This is a genomic window from Duganella sp. 3397, assembly GCF_031456625.1.
GTDB classification, from domain to species: domain Bacteria; phylum Pseudomonadota; class Gammaproteobacteria; order Burkholderiales; family Burkholderiaceae_D; genus Rugamonas; species Rugamonas phyllosphaerae.
Genome location: NZ_JAVDVB010000003.1, coordinates 12,176 through 32,569, shown reverse-complemented (window position 1 = coordinate 32,569; position 20,394 = coordinate 12,176). Strand labels below are relative to the sequence as shown.

At 63.2% G+C, this 20,394-nt stretch carries 17 protein-coding genes; 11 read left to right on the top strand and 6 right to left on the bottom strand.

The genetic code is table 11. The features are described 5' to 3' along the window. Positions 1–12 precede the first annotated feature (12 nt). Genes J2X54_RS08860 through J2X54_RS08850 form a run of 3 tightly spaced genes read right to left on the bottom strand, consistent with a single transcriptional unit; the run spans position 13 to position 3,136 of the window. A complete protein-coding gene (locus tag J2X54_RS08860; protein ID WP_070250054.1) occupies positions 13–483 on the bottom strand; it encodes a response regulator in 471 nt (156 codons plus the stop codon). Further along, positions 480–2,363: an ATP-binding protein gene (locus tag J2X54_RS08855; protein WP_310179892.1), complete on the bottom strand. Its 1,884-nt coding sequence runs from the start codon at positions 2,361–2,363 to the stop codon at positions 480–482. The genes J2X54_RS08860 and J2X54_RS08855 overlap by 4 nt, the downstream gene beginning before the upstream one ends. After that, positions 2,360–3,136: a LuxR C-terminal-related transcriptional regulator gene (locus J2X54_RS08850; RefSeq protein ID WP_310179891.1), complete on the bottom strand. Its 777-nt coding sequence runs from the start codon at positions 3,134–3,136 to the stop codon at positions 2,360–2,362. Before J2X54_RS08850 ends, J2X54_RS08855 begins: the two co-directional genes overlap by 4 nt. Before the next feature lie 158 nt (positions 3,137–3,294). Between J2X54_RS08850 and J2X54_RS08845 the strand changes: the two genes are divergently transcribed. The 6 genes from J2X54_RS08845 to J2X54_RS08820 all read left to right on the top strand — a co-directional run bounded on the left by J2X54_RS08845 (position 3,295) and on the right by J2X54_RS08820 (position 9,979). Then, the gene (locus J2X54_RS08845) at positions 3,295–3,789 is read left to right on the top strand and encodes an SgcJ/EcaC family oxidoreductase (protein WP_084640795.1); all 495 of its coding nucleotides are present in this window, start codon (positions 3,295–3,297) and stop codon (positions 3,787–3,789) included. A 252-nt stretch (positions 3,790–4,041) separates the two neighbouring features. Further along, positions 4,042–4,890 carry a hypothetical protein gene (locus tag J2X54_RS08840; RefSeq protein WP_070250049.1) on the top strand — a complete coding sequence of 283 codons (849 nt, stop codon included), beginning with the start codon at positions 4,042–4,044 and terminating at the stop codon, positions 4,888–4,890. A gap of 22 nt (positions 4,891–4,912) precedes the next feature. Further along, positions 4,913–7,126, top strand: a complete 2,214-nt coding sequence (locus J2X54_RS08835; RefSeq protein WP_310179890.1) for a penicillin acylase family protein — start codon at positions 4,913–4,915, stop codon at positions 7,124–7,126. 367 nt (positions 7,127–7,493) lie between these two features. Further along, positions 7,494–9,221 carry a methyl-accepting chemotaxis protein gene (locus tag J2X54_RS08830; RefSeq protein ID WP_310179889.1) on the top strand — a complete coding sequence of 576 codons (1,728 nt, stop codon included), beginning with the start codon at positions 7,494–7,496 and terminating at the stop codon, positions 9,219–9,221. 96 nt (positions 9,222–9,317) lie between these two features. Further along, a complete protein-coding gene (locus J2X54_RS08825; RefSeq protein WP_310179888.1) occupies positions 9,318–9,692 on the top strand; it encodes a hypothetical protein in 375 nt (124 codons plus the stop codon). Then, positions 9,689–9,979 carry a hypothetical protein gene (locus J2X54_RS08820; protein ID WP_310179887.1) on the top strand — a complete coding sequence of 97 codons (291 nt, stop codon included), beginning with the start codon at positions 9,689–9,691 and terminating at the stop codon, positions 9,977–9,979. Before J2X54_RS08825 ends, J2X54_RS08820 begins: the two co-directional genes overlap by 4 nt. 19 nt (positions 9,980–9,998) lie before the next feature. Here J2X54_RS08820 and J2X54_RS08815 read toward each other — a convergent pair whose 3' ends face one another. After that, positions 9,999–10,403 carry an HNH endonuclease gene (locus J2X54_RS08815; protein ID WP_310179886.1) on the bottom strand — a complete coding sequence of 135 codons (405 nt, stop codon included), beginning with the start codon at positions 10,401–10,403 and terminating at the stop codon, positions 9,999–10,001. A 190-nt stretch (positions 10,404–10,593) separates the two neighbouring features. On the opposite strand from J2X54_RS08815, the gene J2X54_RS08810 reads away from it, so the two are divergent. After that, positions 10,594–11,148 carry a thymidine kinase gene (locus tag J2X54_RS08810; RefSeq protein ID WP_310179885.1) on the top strand — a complete coding sequence of 185 codons (555 nt, stop codon included), beginning with the start codon at positions 10,594–10,596 and terminating at the stop codon, positions 11,146–11,148. Between the two features lie 304 nt (positions 11,149–11,452). Next, complete coding sequence (locus tag J2X54_RS08805) at positions 11,453–12,286, top strand: alpha/beta fold hydrolase (protein WP_070246068.1); 834 nt, start codon at positions 11,453–11,455, stop codon at positions 12,284–12,286. Here J2X54_RS08805 and J2X54_RS08800 read toward each other — a convergent pair whose 3' ends face one another. Then, positions 12,287–14,767, bottom strand: coding sequence for a glycosyl hydrolase 115 family protein (locus J2X54_RS08800; RefSeq protein WP_310179883.1), 2,481 nt, complete (start codon positions 14,765–14,767; stop codon positions 12,287–12,289). It lies immediately after the preceding gene. Between the two features lie 239 nt (positions 14,768–15,006). Here J2X54_RS08800 and J2X54_RS08795 point away from each other — a divergent pair, with 239 nt between their 5' ends. The 3 genes from J2X54_RS08795 (at position 15,007) to J2X54_RS08785 (ending at position 18,750) form a co-directional block, all read left to right on the top strand. After that, on the top strand, positions 15,007–17,118 hold the full coding sequence (locus J2X54_RS08795; protein WP_310179882.1) for a TonB-dependent siderophore receptor: 2,112 nt from the start codon (positions 15,007–15,009) through the stop codon (positions 17,116–17,118). Between the two features lie 874 nt (positions 17,119–17,992). Then, positions 17,993–18,340, top strand: a complete 348-nt coding sequence (locus J2X54_RS08790) for a type II toxin-antitoxin system RelE/ParE family toxin (protein WP_310179881.1) — start codon at positions 17,993–17,995, stop codon at positions 18,338–18,340. 50 nt (positions 18,341–18,390) lie between these two features. After that, complete coding sequence (locus J2X54_RS08785) at positions 18,391–18,750, top strand: addiction module antidote protein (protein ID WP_310179879.1); 360 nt, start codon at positions 18,391–18,393, stop codon at positions 18,748–18,750. 74 nt (positions 18,751–18,824) lie between these two features. Here J2X54_RS08785 and J2X54_RS08780 read toward each other — a convergent pair whose 3' ends face one another. Beyond that, positions 18,825–20,162, bottom strand: a complete 1,338-nt coding sequence (locus J2X54_RS08780) for an MFS transporter (protein WP_310179877.1) — start codon at positions 20,160–20,162, stop codon at positions 18,825–18,827. Positions 20,163–20,394 lie beyond the last annotated feature (232 nt).

Sequence of the window (20,394 nt, the reverse complement as noted above, 5' to 3'; positions counted from 1 at the left end):
AGGCAGAGCAGTTCACGGCAAGCGGCCCCGGTAGCTCTGCGGCGCCAGTTCCTGCTGCGGCGCCAGCGCTTGCAGGCGCTTGTACAGTACCCGGGTTTCCAGCAGGTTCCATACGCGCAGCATCGCTTCCAGCGTATCGAACGGCTTGGTCAGAAAGTCCTTGGCGCCCAGCGACAGCGCGCGCCGCTTGGCTTCCGCGGTGGCGTCGGCGGTAATCACCAGCACCGGGCGGAAGTCGTACGGATCGCCGCGCCGCTTCAAGCGCTCGAGCACGGCATAGCCGTCGAGGTCGGGCATCATCAGGTCGAGCACGATCAGGTCGGGATCGAAGGCGGTAAACAAGTCGAGCGCGGTGCGGGCGTCGGTGGTGCCGACCACGTGGGTCAGGCCCTCGGCGATGAACATGTCTTCCAGCAGCCGCAAGTTGGCGGGCTGGTCGTCGATGATCAGGATGCGCGAGGCGAGTACTTGGTTTTCCATCATGTGGATTGTCCGGTAGAGTCGAGCAGGGCGAAGAACGCCGGGATGTCGAGCGGTTTGGCCAGGTGCGGCAAGCTATGCTCGGCGTGGTCGATGTCGCTGCCCAGCAGCACCACGGCGGTGGGCAAGGTCAGCCAGGGCTCGCCAGCCAGGTTGGCGGCCAGCAGCAGCAGGTCGGGGTGGTCGGTTTGCGCCACCCGCAGGCCTTCGGCGGCATCGGGTACGGCGGTCACGCGCCAGTGCGGCCGGCGCTGGGCCAGGGTGGCCACCAGGATGCGGGTGGCCGGATCGGCTTCCACGCACAGCAGGTGGTGGGTGCTGACGCTGGCCGGCGGCAGCGCCGGTGCGGGCGCCGGCTGGTCGGCCTGTGCCTGCGCATCGGCCCCGGCGGCGGCCTGGGTGGCTGCTGTGGTGGCCAGCGGCAGGGTCAAGGTAAAGCGGCTGCCCGGCCCGGCTTTGTCGTGCAGCACCACGTCGCCGCCCATCGCCTGCATCAGCGCCTTCGACACCGCTAGGCCCAGTCCGGCGCCTTCGGTCTTGCCGCGCTCGGCGCCCAGGCGGTCGAACGGTGCGAACAGGCGGGTGCGCAACGACGCCGTGATGCCGGGGCCGTTGTCATCAATCTGGATCGCCGCGAGTTCGTCGTCGATTGCCAGGTGAATCGTCACCACGCCGTCGCGCGGTCCGTACTTGATCGCGTTCGACAGCAGGTTGAGCAGCGCTTGCAGCAGGCGCTGGCGGTCGGCCAGCACGGCCGCCGTGAGGCCGGCGTGGTCGTGGCGCAGCTGCACGCCGCGCTGGCGCGCCAGCGGCGCCATCAACATCATCGCCTCGTCCAGCAGCGGCGCCAGCGCCACCGGCACGCACGCCAGCGTCAGCTTCCCTGCTTCGATGCGGCCGATGTCGAGCACCTCGTTGATCAGTGCCAGCAGGTGCTGGCCGGCCTGGCGGATGTGCTCGGCATGTTCGCGCTCGCGCGGCTCGCGCAAGCCCGCTTCCAGCAGTTGCGCATAGCCGAGAATGGCGTTGAGCGGGGTGCGCAGCTCGTGGCTGGTGCGTGCCAAAAATTCGGTCTTGGCGCGGCTGGCCGCCTGCGCGGCGGAGGCGCGTCCAGCCAGCAGCACACTGGCCTGGTGCAGCCGGTCGGCCAGTTGGCCCAGCTCGTCGGTGGTGGACGGCGTGGGTTTGAGCGGCAGGTCGTTGGACAGCCGTTCGGCATTTTCGGCCGCCAGCCGCACGCGCCGCACCAGCCCGAGGGTAAAGGTGAGCGTGGCCATCGCCCCGGCCATGCCGGCGCCGATCACGATCATGGCCATCCACAGGTTGCGGTTCGAGGCATGTTGCAAGGCCAGCGTGCGCTGCTCGACCAGGGCCGCCTCGCGCAGGTTCATCACGGCAATCTCGGTGCGCAACTGGTCGAGGATCTGCTTGCTGCTGGCCAGGTGGGCCTGCAACTCCGCCGCGCTGGCGTTGCGCTGGCCCCGCATCAGGTTCAGGCTGGCGAGCTTGCGGCGCAGCAGCGGCGTGATGCGCGCCAGGCTGGCCAGCTGTTCGGGATCGACCGCGCGCGCCTGCAGGCTGGCCAGGGTGGCCGGCAGTTGCTCGGCAGCGGTGTGGTAGGGCACCAGGAAATCGTCGCGGCCGGTGAGCAGGTAGCCGCGCACGCCGGTGGCCGCTTCGGCGATCTGGGTGTGCAGGCGCTGGATGTCGGCTTGCGCCTGCATGGTGCGCAGCATGTCGGCAGTGGCGGCGGCGGTATTGCGTTCGAGCGTGTAGCTGGTCGCGGCCGAGCCCACCAGCAGGGCCAGCGAGGTGACGATGATGGCGCCGCCCTTGAAGCCGAGCGACCAGTGGCGCGGATTCAGTTGGGCGAACGCACTCATGAGCCCAGTCCCAGGTCGGCCGCGCGCACGGCGGCCTGGGTGCGGTCGTTCAGGTCCAGCTTGTGCAGGATGCGTTCCACGTGCACCTTGACCGTGCCGGCGGCAATGCCCAGGTGCTCGCCCATGGCGGCGTTGGTCCAGCCTTGCGGCAGCAGGGCCAGGATCTGCAATTCGCGCGGGGTAAGCGACTTGAGGATGGCGGCGGCCTCCGCCGCGCCCACGCGCGGCGTCGCCTGGCTGTTGGCCAATGCCGCGCCCAGCAGCGTGGCCAGCGCCTGCAGCGTGAGCAGGTCGTCGGGATGCGGTGGCGGTGCGGCGGCGGCGCAGAGCAGGGCCAGGATGCCGCGGTGCTTGCCGTCCAGGCATAGCGGCACCAGCACTTCGAGGCCGGTGCGCTGCTCGCGGCCGATGCGCAGGCCGCTCGGCACGTCCTGGCGCACCAGCGGCGCCAGCGGTCCCGGCTGCAGCACCGTGTGCAGCGCCATGGCGTGCGCCACCCGTGCCCCCACCGGCGGCACGTTGCCGTGGCTGGCTGCCACGTGCAGCGCGTCGTCCTTGAGTACCAGCAGCAAGCCATCGTCGAGCGACAAAAACGCCAGGGTCTTGGCCAGCACGGTGGAGAGGGCGGACGGACGGGCGCCGTCCTGGGCCAGCGCGCCGGCAGCGTCGGTGAGCAGGCGCCAGCGCGCGGCGCTGCTTTCGCTCTGGCGGTAACGGGTGCGGACGGCGTGGGCGCTGTCGCCGGCAGAAGGAGACGCAGAAGGAGAATTCATTGCATGCAACCAGTTTCATGTGAGGATACGCAGTGTATATGCCACCCGGCATATGCCGCAACCCCCGGCCGGCAGATTTTCAAAGCGCCTACGACCGCGATACTGGATTCATTGGCAGTCACCGACCGCCGATGATCCTCAACTACACGGAGCACATAATGAAAAAAGTCCTGATCGCCCTCGCCCTCGCCGCATCGACCACCTTCGCTGTTGCCGATATTGCACCGAAGTTTTATACGGGCGTCGTCACCGCCCCGGCCAACGCCCAGGAAGCGGAAATCGCCGCCCTGTTCGACCGCTGGAACGCCACCCTGGCCACCGGCGACGCCGCCAAGGTCGCCAGCCTGTACGCCAGGGACGGCGTGCTGGAGCCGACCGTGTCGAACGAAGTGCGCACCACGCCAGCCGCCATCGAGGACTATTTCGTCAAGTTTCTCAAGATGAAGCCGGTCGGCACGATCAATATGCGCCAGATCCGCATGCTGGGCAGCGATTCGGCACTCGACACCGGTGTGTACACGTTTCGCCTGACAGTGGACGGCAAGCCGCGTGACGTGCAGGCGCGTTACACCTATGTGTACAAAAAGGTGGGTGGCGACTGGAAAATCCTGAATCACCATTCGTCGGCGATGCCGGAAGTTGCCGCCAAATAACTGTGATTGAATAGGAAAAGCCCCGTGGTAGCAGCAACCACCCGGGGCTTTGGTCAATAGCTGGAGAAAGCATGTTTGACTGCTGAGAATGGTAAATAGTAATTCTTAAGCCAGTCTTAGCTGCACTGCACCATTTATGATTTTCCAACGTGAAGCCGACCTTTTGCCGCACCGCCCGGATGGTGTAGCATGTCGGATGGCGCAGCGGGCGGGCGCATTTTGCCTGCCGCCGCCGGTACTTCAAGGAAAACCATGCAAATCAAAATTAACGACGTGCTGCGCGCTTATATCGAGCCCCTGACCGAGGCCGAGTACATGGCGCTCGAGCGCAGCGTGCTGGCCGAGGGCTGCCGCGACGCCCTGGTCCTGTGGCAGGACACGCTGGTGGACGGCCATAACCGTTATCAAATCTGCCAGGAGCACGGCATTCCGTTCAAGGCGGTGGAAAACACCAGTTTCCGCGACCTCGACGACGTCAAGCTGTGGATGATCGACAATAACCTGGGGCGCCGCAGCATTTCCGACTACCAGCGCGGCGTGCTGGCCCTGCGCAAGAAGGAAATCGTCCGCGCCCGTGCTTTGGAACTGGCCGCCGAAGCGGCAGCGGAGGACGCCGCCATCGCGCCGCCGGACGGCGAAGCCAAGCCGAAGCCGGCTGCCATGCCGCTCACCTCGCGCGAAGACATCGCCCGCGCTGCGCGCCTGTCGAGCGCCACCATCAGCCAGATCGAAAAAATTCAGAAGACCGCTACGCCGGAGCTGGTGGAAGCGGTGCGCTCGGGTACGATTTCGATCAACGCGGCCGCGACCGTGGCGTCGTTGCCGGAAGACGCCCAGATCGCCGCCGTGGCTGGAGGCAAGAAGGAACTGCAAAAGGCCGCCAAGGAAGTGCGCGATCTGCGTACCGCCGGCAAGCCGCCCAAGGAAGCCAAGGGTGCGCGCGAGGACGGCGAGCGCGATTACAATCGCAATCCCACCGAGGCGGACGAGTTGCGGCGCGAAAACGCTGCGCTGCGTGAAAAGAACGCGGCGCTGCTCGAAGAAATTACTGCGTTGCAGCGGCGTATTTCCGAACTTGCATCGAGTTCGTCCCAAGGATAATCACCTGATCCGGAGTTTGCCGATGCACCGATGGCGCGCCACGCTGGCCTTGTTGTGTTTTGTTCCCCTCAATGCAGCGCTGGCGGCCGCTCCGGCTCCCGCAGCGCCCGCTGACGCCGACCTGGCCCGCATGCAGGCCCAGGCCAAGCGCGTGACCATTCTGCGCGACCGATGGGGCATTCCCCACGTGTACGGCAACAGCGACGCCGACGCCGTGTTCGGCCTGCTGTACGCCCAGGCCGAGGACGATTTCCGCCGGGTCGAACGCAACTACATCAACGCCCTCGGCCGCCTGGCCGAAGTGGAAGGCGAGGCTGAGCTGTACCGCGACCTGCGCATGAAGCTGTTCATCAACCCGGACTTCCTCAAAGCGCAATACCAGCAAAGCCCGGCGTGGCTGAAAAAGCTGATGGTCGCCTTTGCCGACGGCCTGAACTACTACCTGGCCACCCATCCCGACGTCAAGCCCGACCTGATCACGCATTTCGAGCCATGGATGGCGCTTGCCTTCAGCGAAGGCAGCATCGGCGGCGATATCGAAACCATCGACCTCAAGCAGCTCGAAGCGCTGTACGAGCACGGCGCCCATCCCATGATGGCGCCGATCCTGCTGGCCGATCAGGGCAGCGACCTCGACCACGAGCCGGGCGGCTCCAACGGGTTTGCCATTGCACCGGCGATCACCAAAAACGGCCACGCGCTGTTGATGATCAACCCGCATACGTCGTTCTATTTCCGTCCCGAAGTGCAGGTGCACAGCCGGCAAGGACTGAACGCCTACGGCGCCGTGACCTGGGGCCAGTTCTTCGTGTACCAGGGTTTTAACGACCGGGTGGGCTGGATGCATACGTCCGGTGGCGGCGACGTTATCGACGAATACCTGGAAACCATCATCGACAGGGATGGCCAGTATTTCTACCAGTACGGCAACGAGCAACGCCCTTTGAAGGCGGTCGATATCGCGCTGCCGTACAAGACCGCCGGCGGCATGGCCCGCAAGACGGTGAAGGTGTATTACAGCCACCACGGCCCCATCGTGCGGGCCAGGGACGGCAAGTGGATCGCCGTGAAGCTGATGAACGAGCCGCTCAAGGCGCTCACGCAATCGTTCCTGCGCACCAAGGCGCGCAACTACCAGGAATTCTACAAATCGATGGAGCTGCGCACCAACTCCTCGAACAACACCGTCTATGCGGATGCAGACGGCAATATCGCCTACTTCCACGGCAATTTCATCCCGCGCCGCAATCCCAGGTTCGACTTCAAGCATCCGGTCGATGGCAGCGACCCGGCCACCGAATGGCAGGGCCTGCACGAGGTAAAAGAAACCATTACCCTCTTCAACCCGAAGAATGGCTGGATCTATAACACCAACAACTGGCCGTACACGGCAGCCGGTGCGTACAGCCCCAAGGCCAGCGACTACCCGGCCTATATGTCGATGAACCCGGAAAACCCGCGCGGCATCCACGCCGTGCGGGTGATGGAAAACCGCAAGGATTTCACCATCGACAGCCTGATCGCGGCGGCCTACGACCCCGCGCTGCCGGCGTTCGAGCCGCTGCTGCCGCAACTGTTCGCCGCTTACGACGACCTGCCTGCCGACGATCCACTGCGGCCAGCGCTGGCGCCGCAAATTGCCGCGCTGCGCGGCTGGGACATGCGGTACGCGCTGGACTCGGTGCCGACCTCGCTGGCAATATACTGGGCCCAGGACTTGACGGCCGCTTTCGGTCCCGTTGCCAAGGCCAGGGAAGTGCTGGTGCTCGACTACATCCAGGCCGCGCTGACGCCGCGCCAGCGCCTCGAAGGGCTGGTGCGCGCATCCGCCAAGCTCAGCGCCGACTTCGGCACCTGGCAAACGCCGTGGGGCGAGATCAACCGCTTCCAGCGTCTGACCGGCGACTTGGTACAGCCATTTGACGACAGCAAGCCCAGCCTGCCAATGCCTTACGCTTCGGCCAACTGGGGTGCGCTCGCGGCATACGGCATGACGTCGAAACAGACCACCAAGCGTATCTATGGCGAGCGCGGCAACAGCTTTGTGGCCGTGGTGGAATTCGGCCCACGCCTGAAGGCGCGCAGCATCCTGGTGGGCGGCCAGAGCGGCGATCCGGCTTCGCCGCATTTTGCCGACCAGGCCGAGATGTTCGCCAGGGGCGAGTTCAAGCAGGTATTGTTCTACCGCGAAGACGTGGAACGCCATGTCGAACGCCGCTATCATCCCGGCCAGTAAATGGACAGTTATGGCCAGGAAATGGTCAGTAAATGGTCAGTAAGCGGTGTTGGTACTATGCAACATTCAGCATACGTAGTTTTACTGGCGTCCCAATATTGATATCACAACCAATATGTTTTCCTGGAAATGCCCGCTGAACACTGCTGGGGGCCGTTAGTGCTTGATTTTGCTGGTACACGTGGTTTTTGGATAACTGTTCAGGTGTTCCGAGACTGTCTTGAATTGTGTCATCGTCGGAATTTGCCTGTTTATCACTATTAATATTATTTATAAACAATATTAATTTGCGCTGATATAGTGATATCTATGGGAGTGCTCACCGGCAATTCCTTCTGATTTCACTTACTTTGGCAAGGCACTATCCATGAAAAATCTCAACATTGGCGTTCGCCTGGGCATCGGTTTCGGCATCGTATTGCTGCTGCTGATTGCCACCACCGCCATCGCGGTCATGCGCATGCAGGCCGGTACGGCGCTCACAGACCGGCTGGTCAACACCAGTTTCAAGAACCAGCGCATGGTGGCCGAGTGGGCCAAGGTTATCGAAATCAATGCGGTGCGGTCCTCGGCGGCCTGGCAGGCCACCGGCGAGGCCGATCAAAAAAAGTACGAGGCCGACATGGCCGCTGCCTCGACCCGCGCGGTCGAGGTGCAGCAAGCGATCGACAAGAGTATCCGCAATCCCGGCGTGCGAGCCCAGTTCGACCGGGTGCTGGTGGCGCGCACCGCGTACATCGATGCGCGCAAGCTGGTCTTCCAGCTCAAGGCCGCTGGCGACATGGCGCAGGCCACGGTGGCATACCAGGGTGGCCTGGTGCCCAAGGGCGTGGTCTACCTGGAAGAAGTCAACAAGCTGCAGACCATGCAGATGGCCGCCGCCGACGGCATCGCCAGCGACGTCATCGACCTGTCGGTGTCCACCCGCGACATCATCATCGTCCTGGGTCTGGTTGCGCTGGTGCTGGGCGTGGGCTTCGCGCTGTACATCACGCGCTCGATTACCGGCCCGATCAACCGCGCGCTGCAAGTGGCCGAGACCGTGTCTGCCGGCGACCTCACCAGCGTGATCGTGGTCGAGAGCCGCGACGAAACCGGCCGCCTGATGGGCGCGCTCAAAACCATGAACGACAACCTGGTCGGCATCGTCGCACAGGTGCGCAGCGGTACCGATACCATGGCCACGGCCTCGGCCGAGATTGCCGCCGGTAACCAGGACTTGTCGAGCCGAACCGAGCAGCAAGCCAGTTCGCTGGAAGAGACCGCCTCGTCGATGGAAGAGCTGACCGCCACCGTGCGCCAGAACGCCGACAATGCGCGCGAAGCGAACCGCCTGGCGCAGGATGCGGCCGGCGTTGCCAACCGCGGTGGCGCGGTGGTGGCCAACGTGGTCGATACCATGGGGTCGATCAATGAGTCGTCGCGCAAGATCGTCGACATCATTTCGGTGATCGACGGCATCGCCTTCCAGACCAATATCCTGGCCTTGAACGCGGCGGTGGAAGCGGCGCGCGCGGGCGAGCAGGGCCGTGGTTTCGCCGTGGTCGCCTCGGAAGTGCGCAACCTGGCCCAGCGTTCGGCGGCAGCCGCCAAGGAAATCAAGGTACTGATCGACGACTCGGTGAGCAAGGTCGAAGCCGGTTCGGTGCTGGTGGACCAGGCCGGCCACACCATGAGCGAAATCGTCCAGGGCATCGGCCAGGTGACCAGCATCATGGGCGAGATCACCAGTGCCAGCGCCGAGCAGAGCGCCGGCATCGAGCAGGTCAACCAGGCCATCACCGAGATGGACCAGGTGACCCAGCAAAACGCCGCGCTGGTGGAACAAGCCTCGGCCGCCGCCGAATCGATGCAGGAGCAAGCCGCCGGGCTGTCGCAAGTGGTGAGCGTATTCAAGCTCGACGCCCTGGCCCAGGTAGCCCAGGTAAACCAGGCATCCCCGGCGCGCCGTCCCGTCAAGCCGGTGGCAAGCCGCAAAGCGGCAGCAGCACCGGCGCGTTTGCCGGCAGCGATCAAACCAGCTGCCGCCACGCCAGCGCGCAAGCCGGCGCCGGTGTCGGCCAAGGCTGAGGCGAACGAGTGGGAAGAGTTTTAAACGGCGTGATCTATTCGCGATGTGTTTGCGCTGACTACATATCAAAATAACTACCGCTACTACCGTGACCTCCTGGAGGCTCTTTCAGGAGGTCACGTGCCCAGATATCTCGACGCCATTGCGGACAGTCTTGCCAATGCTTTCCTGCGCTGGCAGCAAGACGGTGACAACTGGTTTGAAGTGGACCTGGATTTGCCCCACGGGGTAGTGCAGCTTGCGGCCGAACTGGTGCTCGACCCAAGATCGGGCACGCTGGCGCTGTTCGATGTGGCCATCTATCCGCTGGACGACATGATTTGGTGGGATCCTCCGCCAGCGCATTTCGTGAAGCCATGCGCGATCTGCGATATCTGGCACGGCAAAATGGCTACCGCCGTGTACAAATCGTTGGCGAACGTGTATCCAAAAGCTCCTCGGCACGTCCCGGTCACAAGATTTGTGTTAGCTTGTGATGATATGGAGGCCCTATGAACTTCCCCACCTACGAATATTTGCTCGCCCACATCAAACGCCTGGAGTTTGCTACGCCGGACGAGGCTCAGCACTACCTGTTCCAGTCGCGCGCATCCGTCATACTGGCAATTCGCGTAACGCGGGATGCGTTTGGGCTGTCGTTGGGACAGGCCAAGAAAATCGTCGACCGGCACCCCGTGTGGCACCGGAAAGCCGTGCTGGGCGGTCGCATTCAAAACGTCGCGCTGAAGGTTGCCTTGCGCCACGGTGAACAATGCGAACAACGGGATCTGCTGCAGCGTTAAACCTCTTGCGCGGTTTGCGTCAGGTCTGGATCAGATTCTCGGACTCTTCCCTCGTCAATAGCGACGGTTCCGTCTCCGGCGCGCCTGCCACCAGTTCCAGGTTGTCGATATTGTTGTTGCGCACGTTGCCGTCCTTGTGGCGCACCTGTGTGTAACGCCTGGGGTTGGGCAGGTACACTTCCGCCACCAGCTCGTGCACGTAGAACTCGCCCACGCGGTTGCCGCCGCGCAGCTTGACGCGCAAGCCGTCCGGGTACAGGGTGGGGCGCACCGCGCTCACCTTGGGGCCGGCGCACATCAGTACCCGACCATCGCGCGAGATCTTGTACATGCCGCTGCCTGGAATGGGCTTGGCGCTGGCCACGGTGACCGAGTAGAGCACGCCGAGCGCCAGAACGCCGGCGATGATGAAGACGATTTCCATCTGCTTGGATATAGTGGTGGTAATGCCCCGATACTAGCAGTCAATTGCGCCGGGGGGAGCCACGAACAACGGCCATTATTCCCCCTATATCGTGGCTTTCCGCGCCGCCCCTTTTCGACGGTTTATAATCGCGCTCAACTTTTTGATGCGGCGCTCGTTGCGCTGCATATTCACCCTATTTTGGAACACCATGGCAAGTCTTCACTTCAGGTATTCGGCGATGAACGCAGGCAAGAGCACCTACCTGCTGCAAGTGGCGCACAACTACAAGGAAAACGGCATGGAGGTGCTGCTGCTCACCTCCGCACTCGACGGCCGCGACGGCTACGGCGTGATCGCCTCGCGCATCGGCCTCAAAAGCGAGGCCACCACCTACACCGCCGAGACCGACTTTGCCGCGCTGTTGCACGATGTGAAAGTCGCATGCGTGCTCATCGACGAGGCGCAATTCCTCACCGTCTCCCAGGTCCATCAACTGCACTGGTGGGTCCACACCACCAATACCCCGGTGATGTGCTTCGGCCTGCGCTCCGATTTCCAGGGCAACCCGTTCCCCGGCTCGGCCGCCTTGCTGGCGCTGGCCGACAGCCTGGAAGAAATCAAGACCATCTGCAAGTGCGGCAAGAAGGCCACCATGAATATCCGTACCGACGAACACGGCGTGCGGGTGCGCGAGGGCGACCAGGTGCTCATTGGTGGCAATAGCCTGTACCGCCAGGTCTGCGCGGGCTGTTTTTATAACTAGGGATAACCAGGCAGACTTGACCCTGCACTTAATGAGTGTAGTTGCCCTACCCAAAGACAGAATACAAGGTGCCAGGCGATGGTGTCCAATGGTGGTTATCAGCTCATGCCAGTCATGAGCGGTACCAACCACCCGAAACACACCCATCAAGGAGCATCACGTGAAATCCGATCAAAGCCCTATCGACACCGTCACCTCGCGCCGTACCGCCATCGTTGGCAGCCTTGGCGTTGCCGCCGCCGCTGTGGCGGCCACCTTGCCGGCGTCGGCATCGGCTGCCGCGCCGGCCGGCCGTGGTACCACCATGGACAGCGGCTTTGTCACCGTCAAGGACGGTTCGCAGATCTTCTACAAGGACTGGGGTCCGCGCGACGGTCAGGTGATCTGGTTCCACCACGGCTGGCCGTTGACCGCCGACGACTGGGATGCGCAGATGATGTTCTTCCTGCAAAACGGCTACCGCGTGATCGCCCATGACCGTCGCGGCCATGGCCGTTCGACCCAGACCGACAAGGGCAACGACATGGACACCTACAGCGCGGATACGGCCGAGCTGGTCGCTGCGCTGAAAGTAAAAAAAGCCATCCACGTCGGCCACTCCACCGGCGGCGGCGAAGTCGCCCGCTACACGCGCCAGCACGGCAAGGGCCTGGTCACCAAGGCCGTTCTGATCAGCTCGGTGCCTCCGATCATGGTCAAGTCCGCCACTAATCCTGACGGCGTGCCGCTGTCGGTGTTCGACGATATCCGCAAGGGTACCGCCTTCAACCGTCCGCAGTTCTACATGGACCTGACGCTGCCGTTCTACGGCTTCAACCGTCCCGGCGCAAAAGTGTCGGAAGCGGTGCGCAACAACTGGTGGCGCCAGGGCATGATGGGCGGCGTCAAAGCGGCCTACGATTGCGTGTTCCAGTTCGCCCAGGTGGACTTTACCGAAGACCTGCGCGCGATGGACATGCCAGTGCTGGTACTGCACGGTGAAGACGACCAGATCGTACCGTTTGCCAACAGCGGCGCCAAGTCGGTCAAGCTGGTCAAGAACGGCAAGCTGATTTCGTATCCGGGCTTCCCGCACGGCATGCCAACCACGCATGCCGACGTGATCAACGCCGACCTGCTGAAGTTCTTCAAGTCGTAATTACCTGCCCGACGTTGGCGGTGCGCCGTAGTAGTCGGGGGCGCCGTCGGCGAGGATGTCGATGCGGTCCAGGATGAAGCCCGGGTCCAGCGCGATCACCTCGATACGGTGCGCACCGGCGGCCAATTGTGGCCGCGTGACGGTGCGCACCGCCGTATTGCTCAGCACATTCTGTTTCCATTCATCGCTGCGTCCAAACGTGCGGAAGTCCAGCACTTCCCAGGCGCCGTCGTCGATGCGCACGCCGATGCGCAGGCCGTTGGCGGACGTCAACCGATGCACGGGCACCGCCACCAGCCTGATCTTCGCGCCACCGGCACTTTTGTATTCGAAGCGGTAGACCAGCGGGACCGTTGCGGCAGCGTCCACTGTCGTGGCAGACGCCAACTCAAGCCGGCTGCGCAAGGCGTCACCGTTACTGCCCAGTCCCGGCACCACTTCCCACGATGCATTCTCGCCGGCCGCTGCGGCCGCCAGCGATATCACCGCCACTTTGCTGGCCGGTATGGCGATCGCCTTGACTGGCTCCGGATAATCCGGAAACACCGGTGCCTGGAACACCGGCAGCCGGCGCGGCGCCAGGTCCATCATGTGGTTCCACTTGCCGCCGGCCAGCGCATTGTAGTGCGCGGTGTCGGCTACCAAGGCCGCGTGTGCTGCTTTGGCTTGCTCCACCTGCTGCCGGGCGCCGGCCTGGCTCTGGCGCGCCATCGCAGCGGCGAGCTCGAGCTTGAGGATACGCGCGTTCAAATTGGCGCTGGCGCGCACCGGGTACAGCACCAGTTCGAAGTACGCGTCCTGGCGGTCGGCTGGCAGCGCGGCGCCCAGCTGTTCGGTTTGCTTGACGAGGGCGTCGTAGCGGGCCAGGCGGCGGCGGGCTTCGTCGCCGCCGGTGCGCAGGTAGGCGTTGACGCCGTTGGGCGTGGTTGGTTCGGTCTGGCCAAAACCCATGAATTCGGGCCGGCGTTCCCAGGCCAGGTCGTAATATTCGCGCTTGAGTGCGGCCAGCGCCTCGGCATGGTGGGTGCCAAATTGCGCCGCCAACCAGGCGCGCAGGTGCTGGTCCGGGGTCTGGGCGATCTGCGTGTGGTCGAAGGCGATGTCGAGGAAATACTGGGTCAGGTATTCGAGCGGCTTGATGTCGCCGACATTGACGATCCACATGGTGCGCGCGCCGGTCTGCCAGGCGCGGTCGAGCTGTTCGCGCACCAGCGCCGGGCGGGTGCTGCCCAGCCACAGGTAGTCGTGCGGGCGGCCCCAGTACGACAGGTGGTAATAGATGCCGGCGCCGCCTGCGCGCGTGCGCTCCTGCGCCGTGCTCAGCTGCGCCAGGTAGCCGTAGTTGTCGTCGGGCCAGACGATGGTGGCGTCGCCCGGTACCTGCAGGCCGGCCTGGTACAGGTCCAGCACTTCCTTGTACAGCGTGAGCGCCTGCGGGATTTCGCCCACCGGCTTGCCGGTGGATTTGGCCAGCATCCGGCGTTGCAGTCCCATCACTTCGGCCACGGCGTCGCGCGCCTGTTCGGTGGACCTGGCGCCTTCCATCGGTGAATCGTGCACGCCGCGCACGCCCAGGCTGTAGATGTTTTCGTCGTCCTTCACTTCATCGACGCGGCGTTGCCAGTAAGCGAGCATGCGGTCGCGGTTGGTGAAGTAATTGAATTCGCCGTCTTGCTGCTGGCGCCACTCGCGCACATTGTTGCGCATCATCGGTTCCGCGTGCGAGGTGCCGACCACGATGGCGTAGTCGCGCGCCGTTTGCGGGTTGCCGGCGATCTGGTAAAACGGCTTGGTGCTGTCGTGCATGGCCGGCCAGATGGTGTTGGCTTTCAGGCGCCACAGCAGTTCGTAGATGCGGGCGTAGGTGGCCGGGCCGATATCCTGCGCTTGCTTGTCGTAGGTCTTGGCGGCCCACGGTTGCAGGCCCCAGTCCTCGTCGTTGAGGAAGATGCCGCGGTATTTGACCGATGGCGGCTTCGAGAGCACGGTGCGGTCATCGACCGTGATGTTCGCTTGCCGGCGTGGCGCCACGTCGGCCCACCATTCCCAGCTCGAGACGCCGAGTTCGCGCGTGAGATCGACCACGCCCCAGGTGGCGCCGCGCGCGTCCGAGCCGGCGATCAGCAGGTAGGTGGTGGCGCCGGCTGGCACCACCGCGCGCCGGTAGCGTTCCCACTGGCCGGGCAAATCGCCGAGCGACATCTGGGCAGCGGCTGCAACCGTGGCCACCTGCGGCGCATCGTGGCGTCCCAGGACGATGCACACAGGGCCGCAGTCGGCCAGGCTGGTGGTAACCTTCGGCGCCATGCCGCTGACCGCTTGCAGGTCGCGGGCCAGCAGGCGGGCGGCGAGGGCGGCGGTGGCGTTATCTTCGTGGACCACGGTGGCGACCTGCTTGCCGTCGTACAGCGTGATTGCGCTGGCAGGCAGGGCGGCCAGCAGCGCCAGGGGCCAGGCCAGGTGCCCGAAGCGCAGCGTCATGTCAGCGACCCCGTTCCTTGTGCTGCGATCATGGTAGGAGTGCTCATGCGGTTCCTGCGAGGTCAATGGCGATGGCAGATAGTACAAGAAGCGAAATTGCCGTACGTATGTTTTACCGAAGTGCTCAGTTGAATGATTAAATAGACCCGCGTCGGAATTTTCTGCGCAATATCCTTAATGCAATTTAGTTGCGTTCCATGTAGAATGCAAGTCTGTTGCGTTTAATCCCTGGAGCATTCATGTCTGTAGTTCGTCCTTCGCGGCTGGCGGTTTGCCTGGCTGCCGCCTATCCTTGGTTTGCCGTCGCGGCCCCTGCTGCCGATGCCACCGAAGTCACCGAGGTGGTCAACGTGGTGGCCGCGCGCCAGCCGTATCGCAGCCTGTCGGCCACCGGCGCCACCAAGACCGAGACCGACCTGAAGGACTTGCCGCAATCGGCCCGCGTGCTCACCGCCGACATGCTGGGCGACGCCGGCGTCACCCGCCTGGCCGATGCGCTCGACATGGGCAGCAGCATCGCCCGCCAGAACAACTTCGGCGGCGTGTGGGACAGCTACTCGGTGCGCGGCTTCACGGGCGACCCCAACTACGGCTCCGACTTCCTGGTCAACGGCTTCAGCTCGAGCCGTGGTTACAATGGCCTGCGCGATATCGCCAACGTGGGCAGTATCGAAATCCTCAAGGGCCCGGCCGCCGCGCTGTATGGCCGTGGTGAACCCGGTGGCATCATCAATATCGCCACCAAGAAGCCGCTGTTCCAGCCGGCCTACATGCTCGAGCAATCGGTCGGCAGCCATGATACTTACCGCACGGCGGTGGACCTGACCGGCCCGCTGAGCGAGAACGTGGCGTATCGCCTGAACGGCTCGTACGAAAAAGGCGACAGCTTCCGCGACTTCGTCACCAGCGAGCGCCATTTGCTGTCGCCATCGGTGATCTGGCGACTTTCCGACGCCACTACGCTGTCGTACGAGCTCGAGCAAGTCGAGCAGAAGGGCAATTTCGACCGTGGCGTGGTGGCCGTGAAAGGCGTGCTGGGGCTGATACCGAATTCGCGTTTCCTTGGCGACCCGGCCGATGGTCCCACCACCATCAAGTCCACCGGCCACCAGGTGTTTGTGCAGCACGACTTCCAGGAAGGCTGGTCGCTGCAAAGCGGCCTGTCGTACCGCAGCAGCCAGATGAAAGGTTTTTCCAGCGAGGCCTCGGTGTTGCAATCGGACGGCCGTACCCTGTGGCGTCAGCGCCGTTTCCGCGATTTTTCCGGTCAGGACTGGTCCGGCCGCGTGGAGCTGCTGGGCAAACTCAGTACCGGTGCGGTGCGCCACAACGTGCTGTTCGGTGTCGATGGCTACCGTTTCGTCGACGACCGCCTGCAACTGCGGCGTAATCCGAGCGCGGCGGCGCCGTACAGCATCGACATATTCAACCCGGTGTATGGCGGCCCGCAACCGACCAACCTGGCGCGCTCGCTCGATACCCGCGAGCAGCAGTGGTCCACCGGCATGTACGTGCAGGACCAGATCGATTTGAATGCGCAGTGGAAGGCGCTGCTGGGCGTGCGCCGCGACGCCTATCGCCAGCGCATCACCAACGCGCTGCTGGCCGGCCGCGTCAATGAACAGCGCATCGAAGCGACCAGCCCGCGCGCCGGCCTGGTGTACCAGCCAACCAGGCAGGTGTCGCTGTACGTATCGGCCGCCAAGTCGTTCCGTCCCAACAGCGGCATCAGCATTTCCAATGAATCATTCCCGGCCGAGAGCAGCCGCGCCTACGAGGCCGGTGTCAAGTTCGACACGCCTGACGGAAAGCTCAGCAGCACCCTGGCCGTGTACTCGATCAAGAAGGAAAACGTGTTGACCGTCAACCCGGCCGATACCAATTTCTCGCTCGCCGCCGGTGAAGTGGGCAGCAAGGGCGTGGAACTGGACGTGGCGGGCGAGGTCGCGCGCAAGTTGCAGCTGTCGCTCTCGTACGCTTACACCGACGCCAAGATCTTGCGCGACAACGTGCTGGCGGTCGGCGGCACGGTGGCCAATGTGCCCAAGCAAAGCGCCAACCTGCTGCTGGTGCGCGAATTGAACGTGCTGGGCAAGCGCGCCTCGTTCGGTGGCGGGTTCAACTACGTGGGCGAGCGCAACGGCGACGTCGCGATCAGCCGCAGTTTCACTCTGCCGGCGTACACCACGGCCAAGCTGGTGTCGTCCTTCGACGCCACGCGCCAGCTGCGCCTATCGCTCGACATCGACAACCTGTTCAACAAGGTCTACTATCCGAGCGCCTACCAGCAAACCTGGGTGGCGCCCGGCGACGAGCGCCGCGTGACCTTGAAAGCGCAATATAAATTTTAACGGGTGGTGATGAAGGTTTTTCCTGCGCTGGCAGGTCACCGACCCGATGGACGCGGCGCAGACCGAGCCGGCGCTGTTCTTCAGCCGCTTTGCCGCGCATTTTTGCGCGTTCCTGTTCGTGTTCTTACCGCCCTGTCGGCGTGACCGTCTGCCCCCCCTTCGGGGTCAGTGCCGACATTTAGACATGCCCCCCTTCGGGGTCAGTGCCGACATTTAGACACGAACCCATCACTACAATGCCCCCCTTCGGGGTCAGTGCCGACATTTAGACACGAACCCATCACTACAACGACCAATACCGTGCGGTTAAGTTCAATAATGTCCGAATGTCGGCACTGACCCCGAAGCTCGGAGCTTAATAATGTCCGAATGTCGGCACTGACCCCGAAGCTCGGAGCTTGCGTTCGATACCGCTTGACGAAGGACATAGGGACACCCCTCGGCAGGGCCGCGCTCTGCCACCGGCTTGCTGCTCAAGCGTGGCCGGTTCCTGGTAGTGTCCGAAGTGCTGGTGGTGAGCGTGGCCTGGGCCGGCGTGTTTCCACTACGGCGAAACACTGGACTGGACCCCGGGCGAGACGGCGCTGCGCACCGTGATGTCGTTCCTCAACCTGGCCAAGCACCCGCCATCGCTGGTGTTCCTGCTGCTGACCCTGGGTGTGGGCCTGGTGGTGCTGGGCTGGCCTGGCCGTGCAAGGCGTTCGGCGCGTTCGAGCGTCGCACCAGCATGGCGTGGGTCAGATATCTGTGATGTCGGGCTGAATCCACACCGGTTCGATACGGCTCAGTAATTGTGCATCATCCAACGTTGAGATAACGTCAATCACACAACTTGATCGTCACGCGGTTTGACATTTGAGAACAGGTGATTACAATGGGCGCAGATGTTCACAAAAAGACGGCGAAACAGACTGCGGCCTACCGCTGCTGGTTCAACGCCATGCTCGACCGCGTTGCCAAGTCGATCGTCGCCAGCCGGGTGGAACGTTTGCAAATGGGGTTGTACGGCGACGTCAAGTCCTGTGGCGAGGGTGTTTCTGAAATACGCATTGATTTCGGGCCTGGCTACCGGGTGTACTTCACCGAAGCGATGGACAATTCCATCCTGCTGCTGTTGATTGGCGGCGACAAGTCCACCCAAAAAAGAGACATCAGGGATGCCAGGCAAATGCTCGCAGACTTGAAGCGGCAACGGCAAGCCGAGAAGAAGCGCACAACTTGATGGCAACGTCAGCCTGCTCACGATTCACCAACGAAGCAAAGGATACAGCCATGACCGCCGATGACAAGCAATACCTGCTCGACAGCCTCGATGGTATCGACGGACTGACCGATTTCAATGTCGTCGATGTTCTCACCAGCCCCGAGGCAATCGCAGCCTACATCAACGATGTGATTTCAGCCGGTAACGCGGACCTGATGAAGCAAGCGATCAAGAACGTTCTGCAAGCGAAGGGCGTTGCCAAGATTGCCGAGCAATCGGGCCTCACCCGCGAGGGCGTCTATAAAGCACTGCGGCCCGCGAGCAAACCGCAATGGGACACCATACGTAGCCTGCTCGCGGGCCTCGGTCTCGAAGTGCGCGTGGTCGCCATCGGTGCAGAGGGCACAGGCCAGGCCCTGGCCGCCTGATAGCCGAGCGCAGTCTGACAAGCGGCCGCCAGATCGCTCCGGCGGCCGCCTGCTGTTTTGCACGATGAGCTGGTTCAGGCGCGGGTAACCGGCGTTTTGAACTCGAAGCGCTTGATCTCGCCCACCATGAACACGTAGCACAGGATGGCCACGGCGGCGTTGGCGCCGACGAACACCAGGGCACCGGCGAACGAGCCGGTCGCTTCCAGGATGTAGCCAATCACGATCGGCGTCGTGATGCCGGCGGTGTTGCCGAAGCTGTTGAACAGTGCGCCGCTCAGGCCGCCTGCTTCCTTCGGCGACGTGTCTGCCACCACCGCCCAGCCCAGCGCGCCGATGCCCTTGCCGAAGAAGGCCAGCGCCATCACGGTCACGATCAGCCAGTCCGCATCGACGTAGTTACAGATAATCATGGTCATGGCCAGCAGCATGCCGCCAACGATGGGGATCTTGCGCGCCTTCGACTGGGAATAGCCGCGCTTGATCAGGCGATCGGAGATCACGCCGCCGAGGACGCCGCCGAGGAAACCAGCCAGCGCCGGCAGCGCCGCCACGAAGCCTACCTTCAGGATTGTCATATGACGTTCCTTGACCAGGTAGATCGGGAACCATGTCAGGAAGAAATAGGTCAGCGTGTTGATGCTGTACTGCGCGATGTACACGCCCAGCAGCATGCGGCTGCCCAGCAGCTGGCGGATGGCCGACCAGGTATCGATCTTGGCGCTGGGAGCGTTCTTGTCCTTGGACTCCAGGTCGACCAGCGCGCCGCCGGCGGAAATATAGTCGAGTTCGGCCTTGTTGATGTTCGGATGGTCTTTCGGGCCATACACCAGCTTGAGCCAGAAGAACGACATCACCACGCCCAGTCCGCCCATCACGTAGAACACGCTTTCCCAGCCGTGCGCGTGGACCAGCCAGCCCATCAGCGGGCCGAACAACACCGTGGCGAAATACTGCGCCGAGTTGAAGATGGCGGCGGCCGTGCCGCGTTCAGCAGTCGGGAACCACGACGAGGCCAGGCGGCTGTTGCCGGGGAAGGAGGGGGCTTCGGCCGCGCCAATCGCCAAGCGCAGGCAGAACAGGGTGGTGAGCGCGGCGGCGCCGGTCAGGAAGCCCACGGTGCCCATCAGCATGGTGAACACGGACCACAGGAAAATACTGAAGAAATAGACGATCTTGGTGCCGAAGCGGTCGAGCATCCAGCCGCCGGGCAACTGCGCCACCACGTACGACCACGAGAAGGCCGAGAACACATAACCCATTTGCACCGGCGTCAAGCCGAGCACACGCGTAAGTTCAGGCCCGGCGATGCCGATGGTGGAGCGGTCGGCGTAATTGATGGTGGTAATGGCGAACAGGATGGCCAATATCAGCCAGCGTACCCGCGTTGCTTTTTGTTGCTGCGTTGCCATGCGTGGATCTCCCTCTTATCGATATGCGAAGGATCATAGCGCACATATCAGACATCATACAACTGGATATCTAAAATATTCATACCTGTCATATTAATTTGTCTGACGACTTACTTAAACCTTACGAATCAAGAGGTTAAACGTTTTACCTGCGCTATCCAAGTTGTACGATAACGTAAGAAAATGGCGTGGAGGGGGCTACGGAAGGAACCGGTCGTCGCCCTGCGACGGC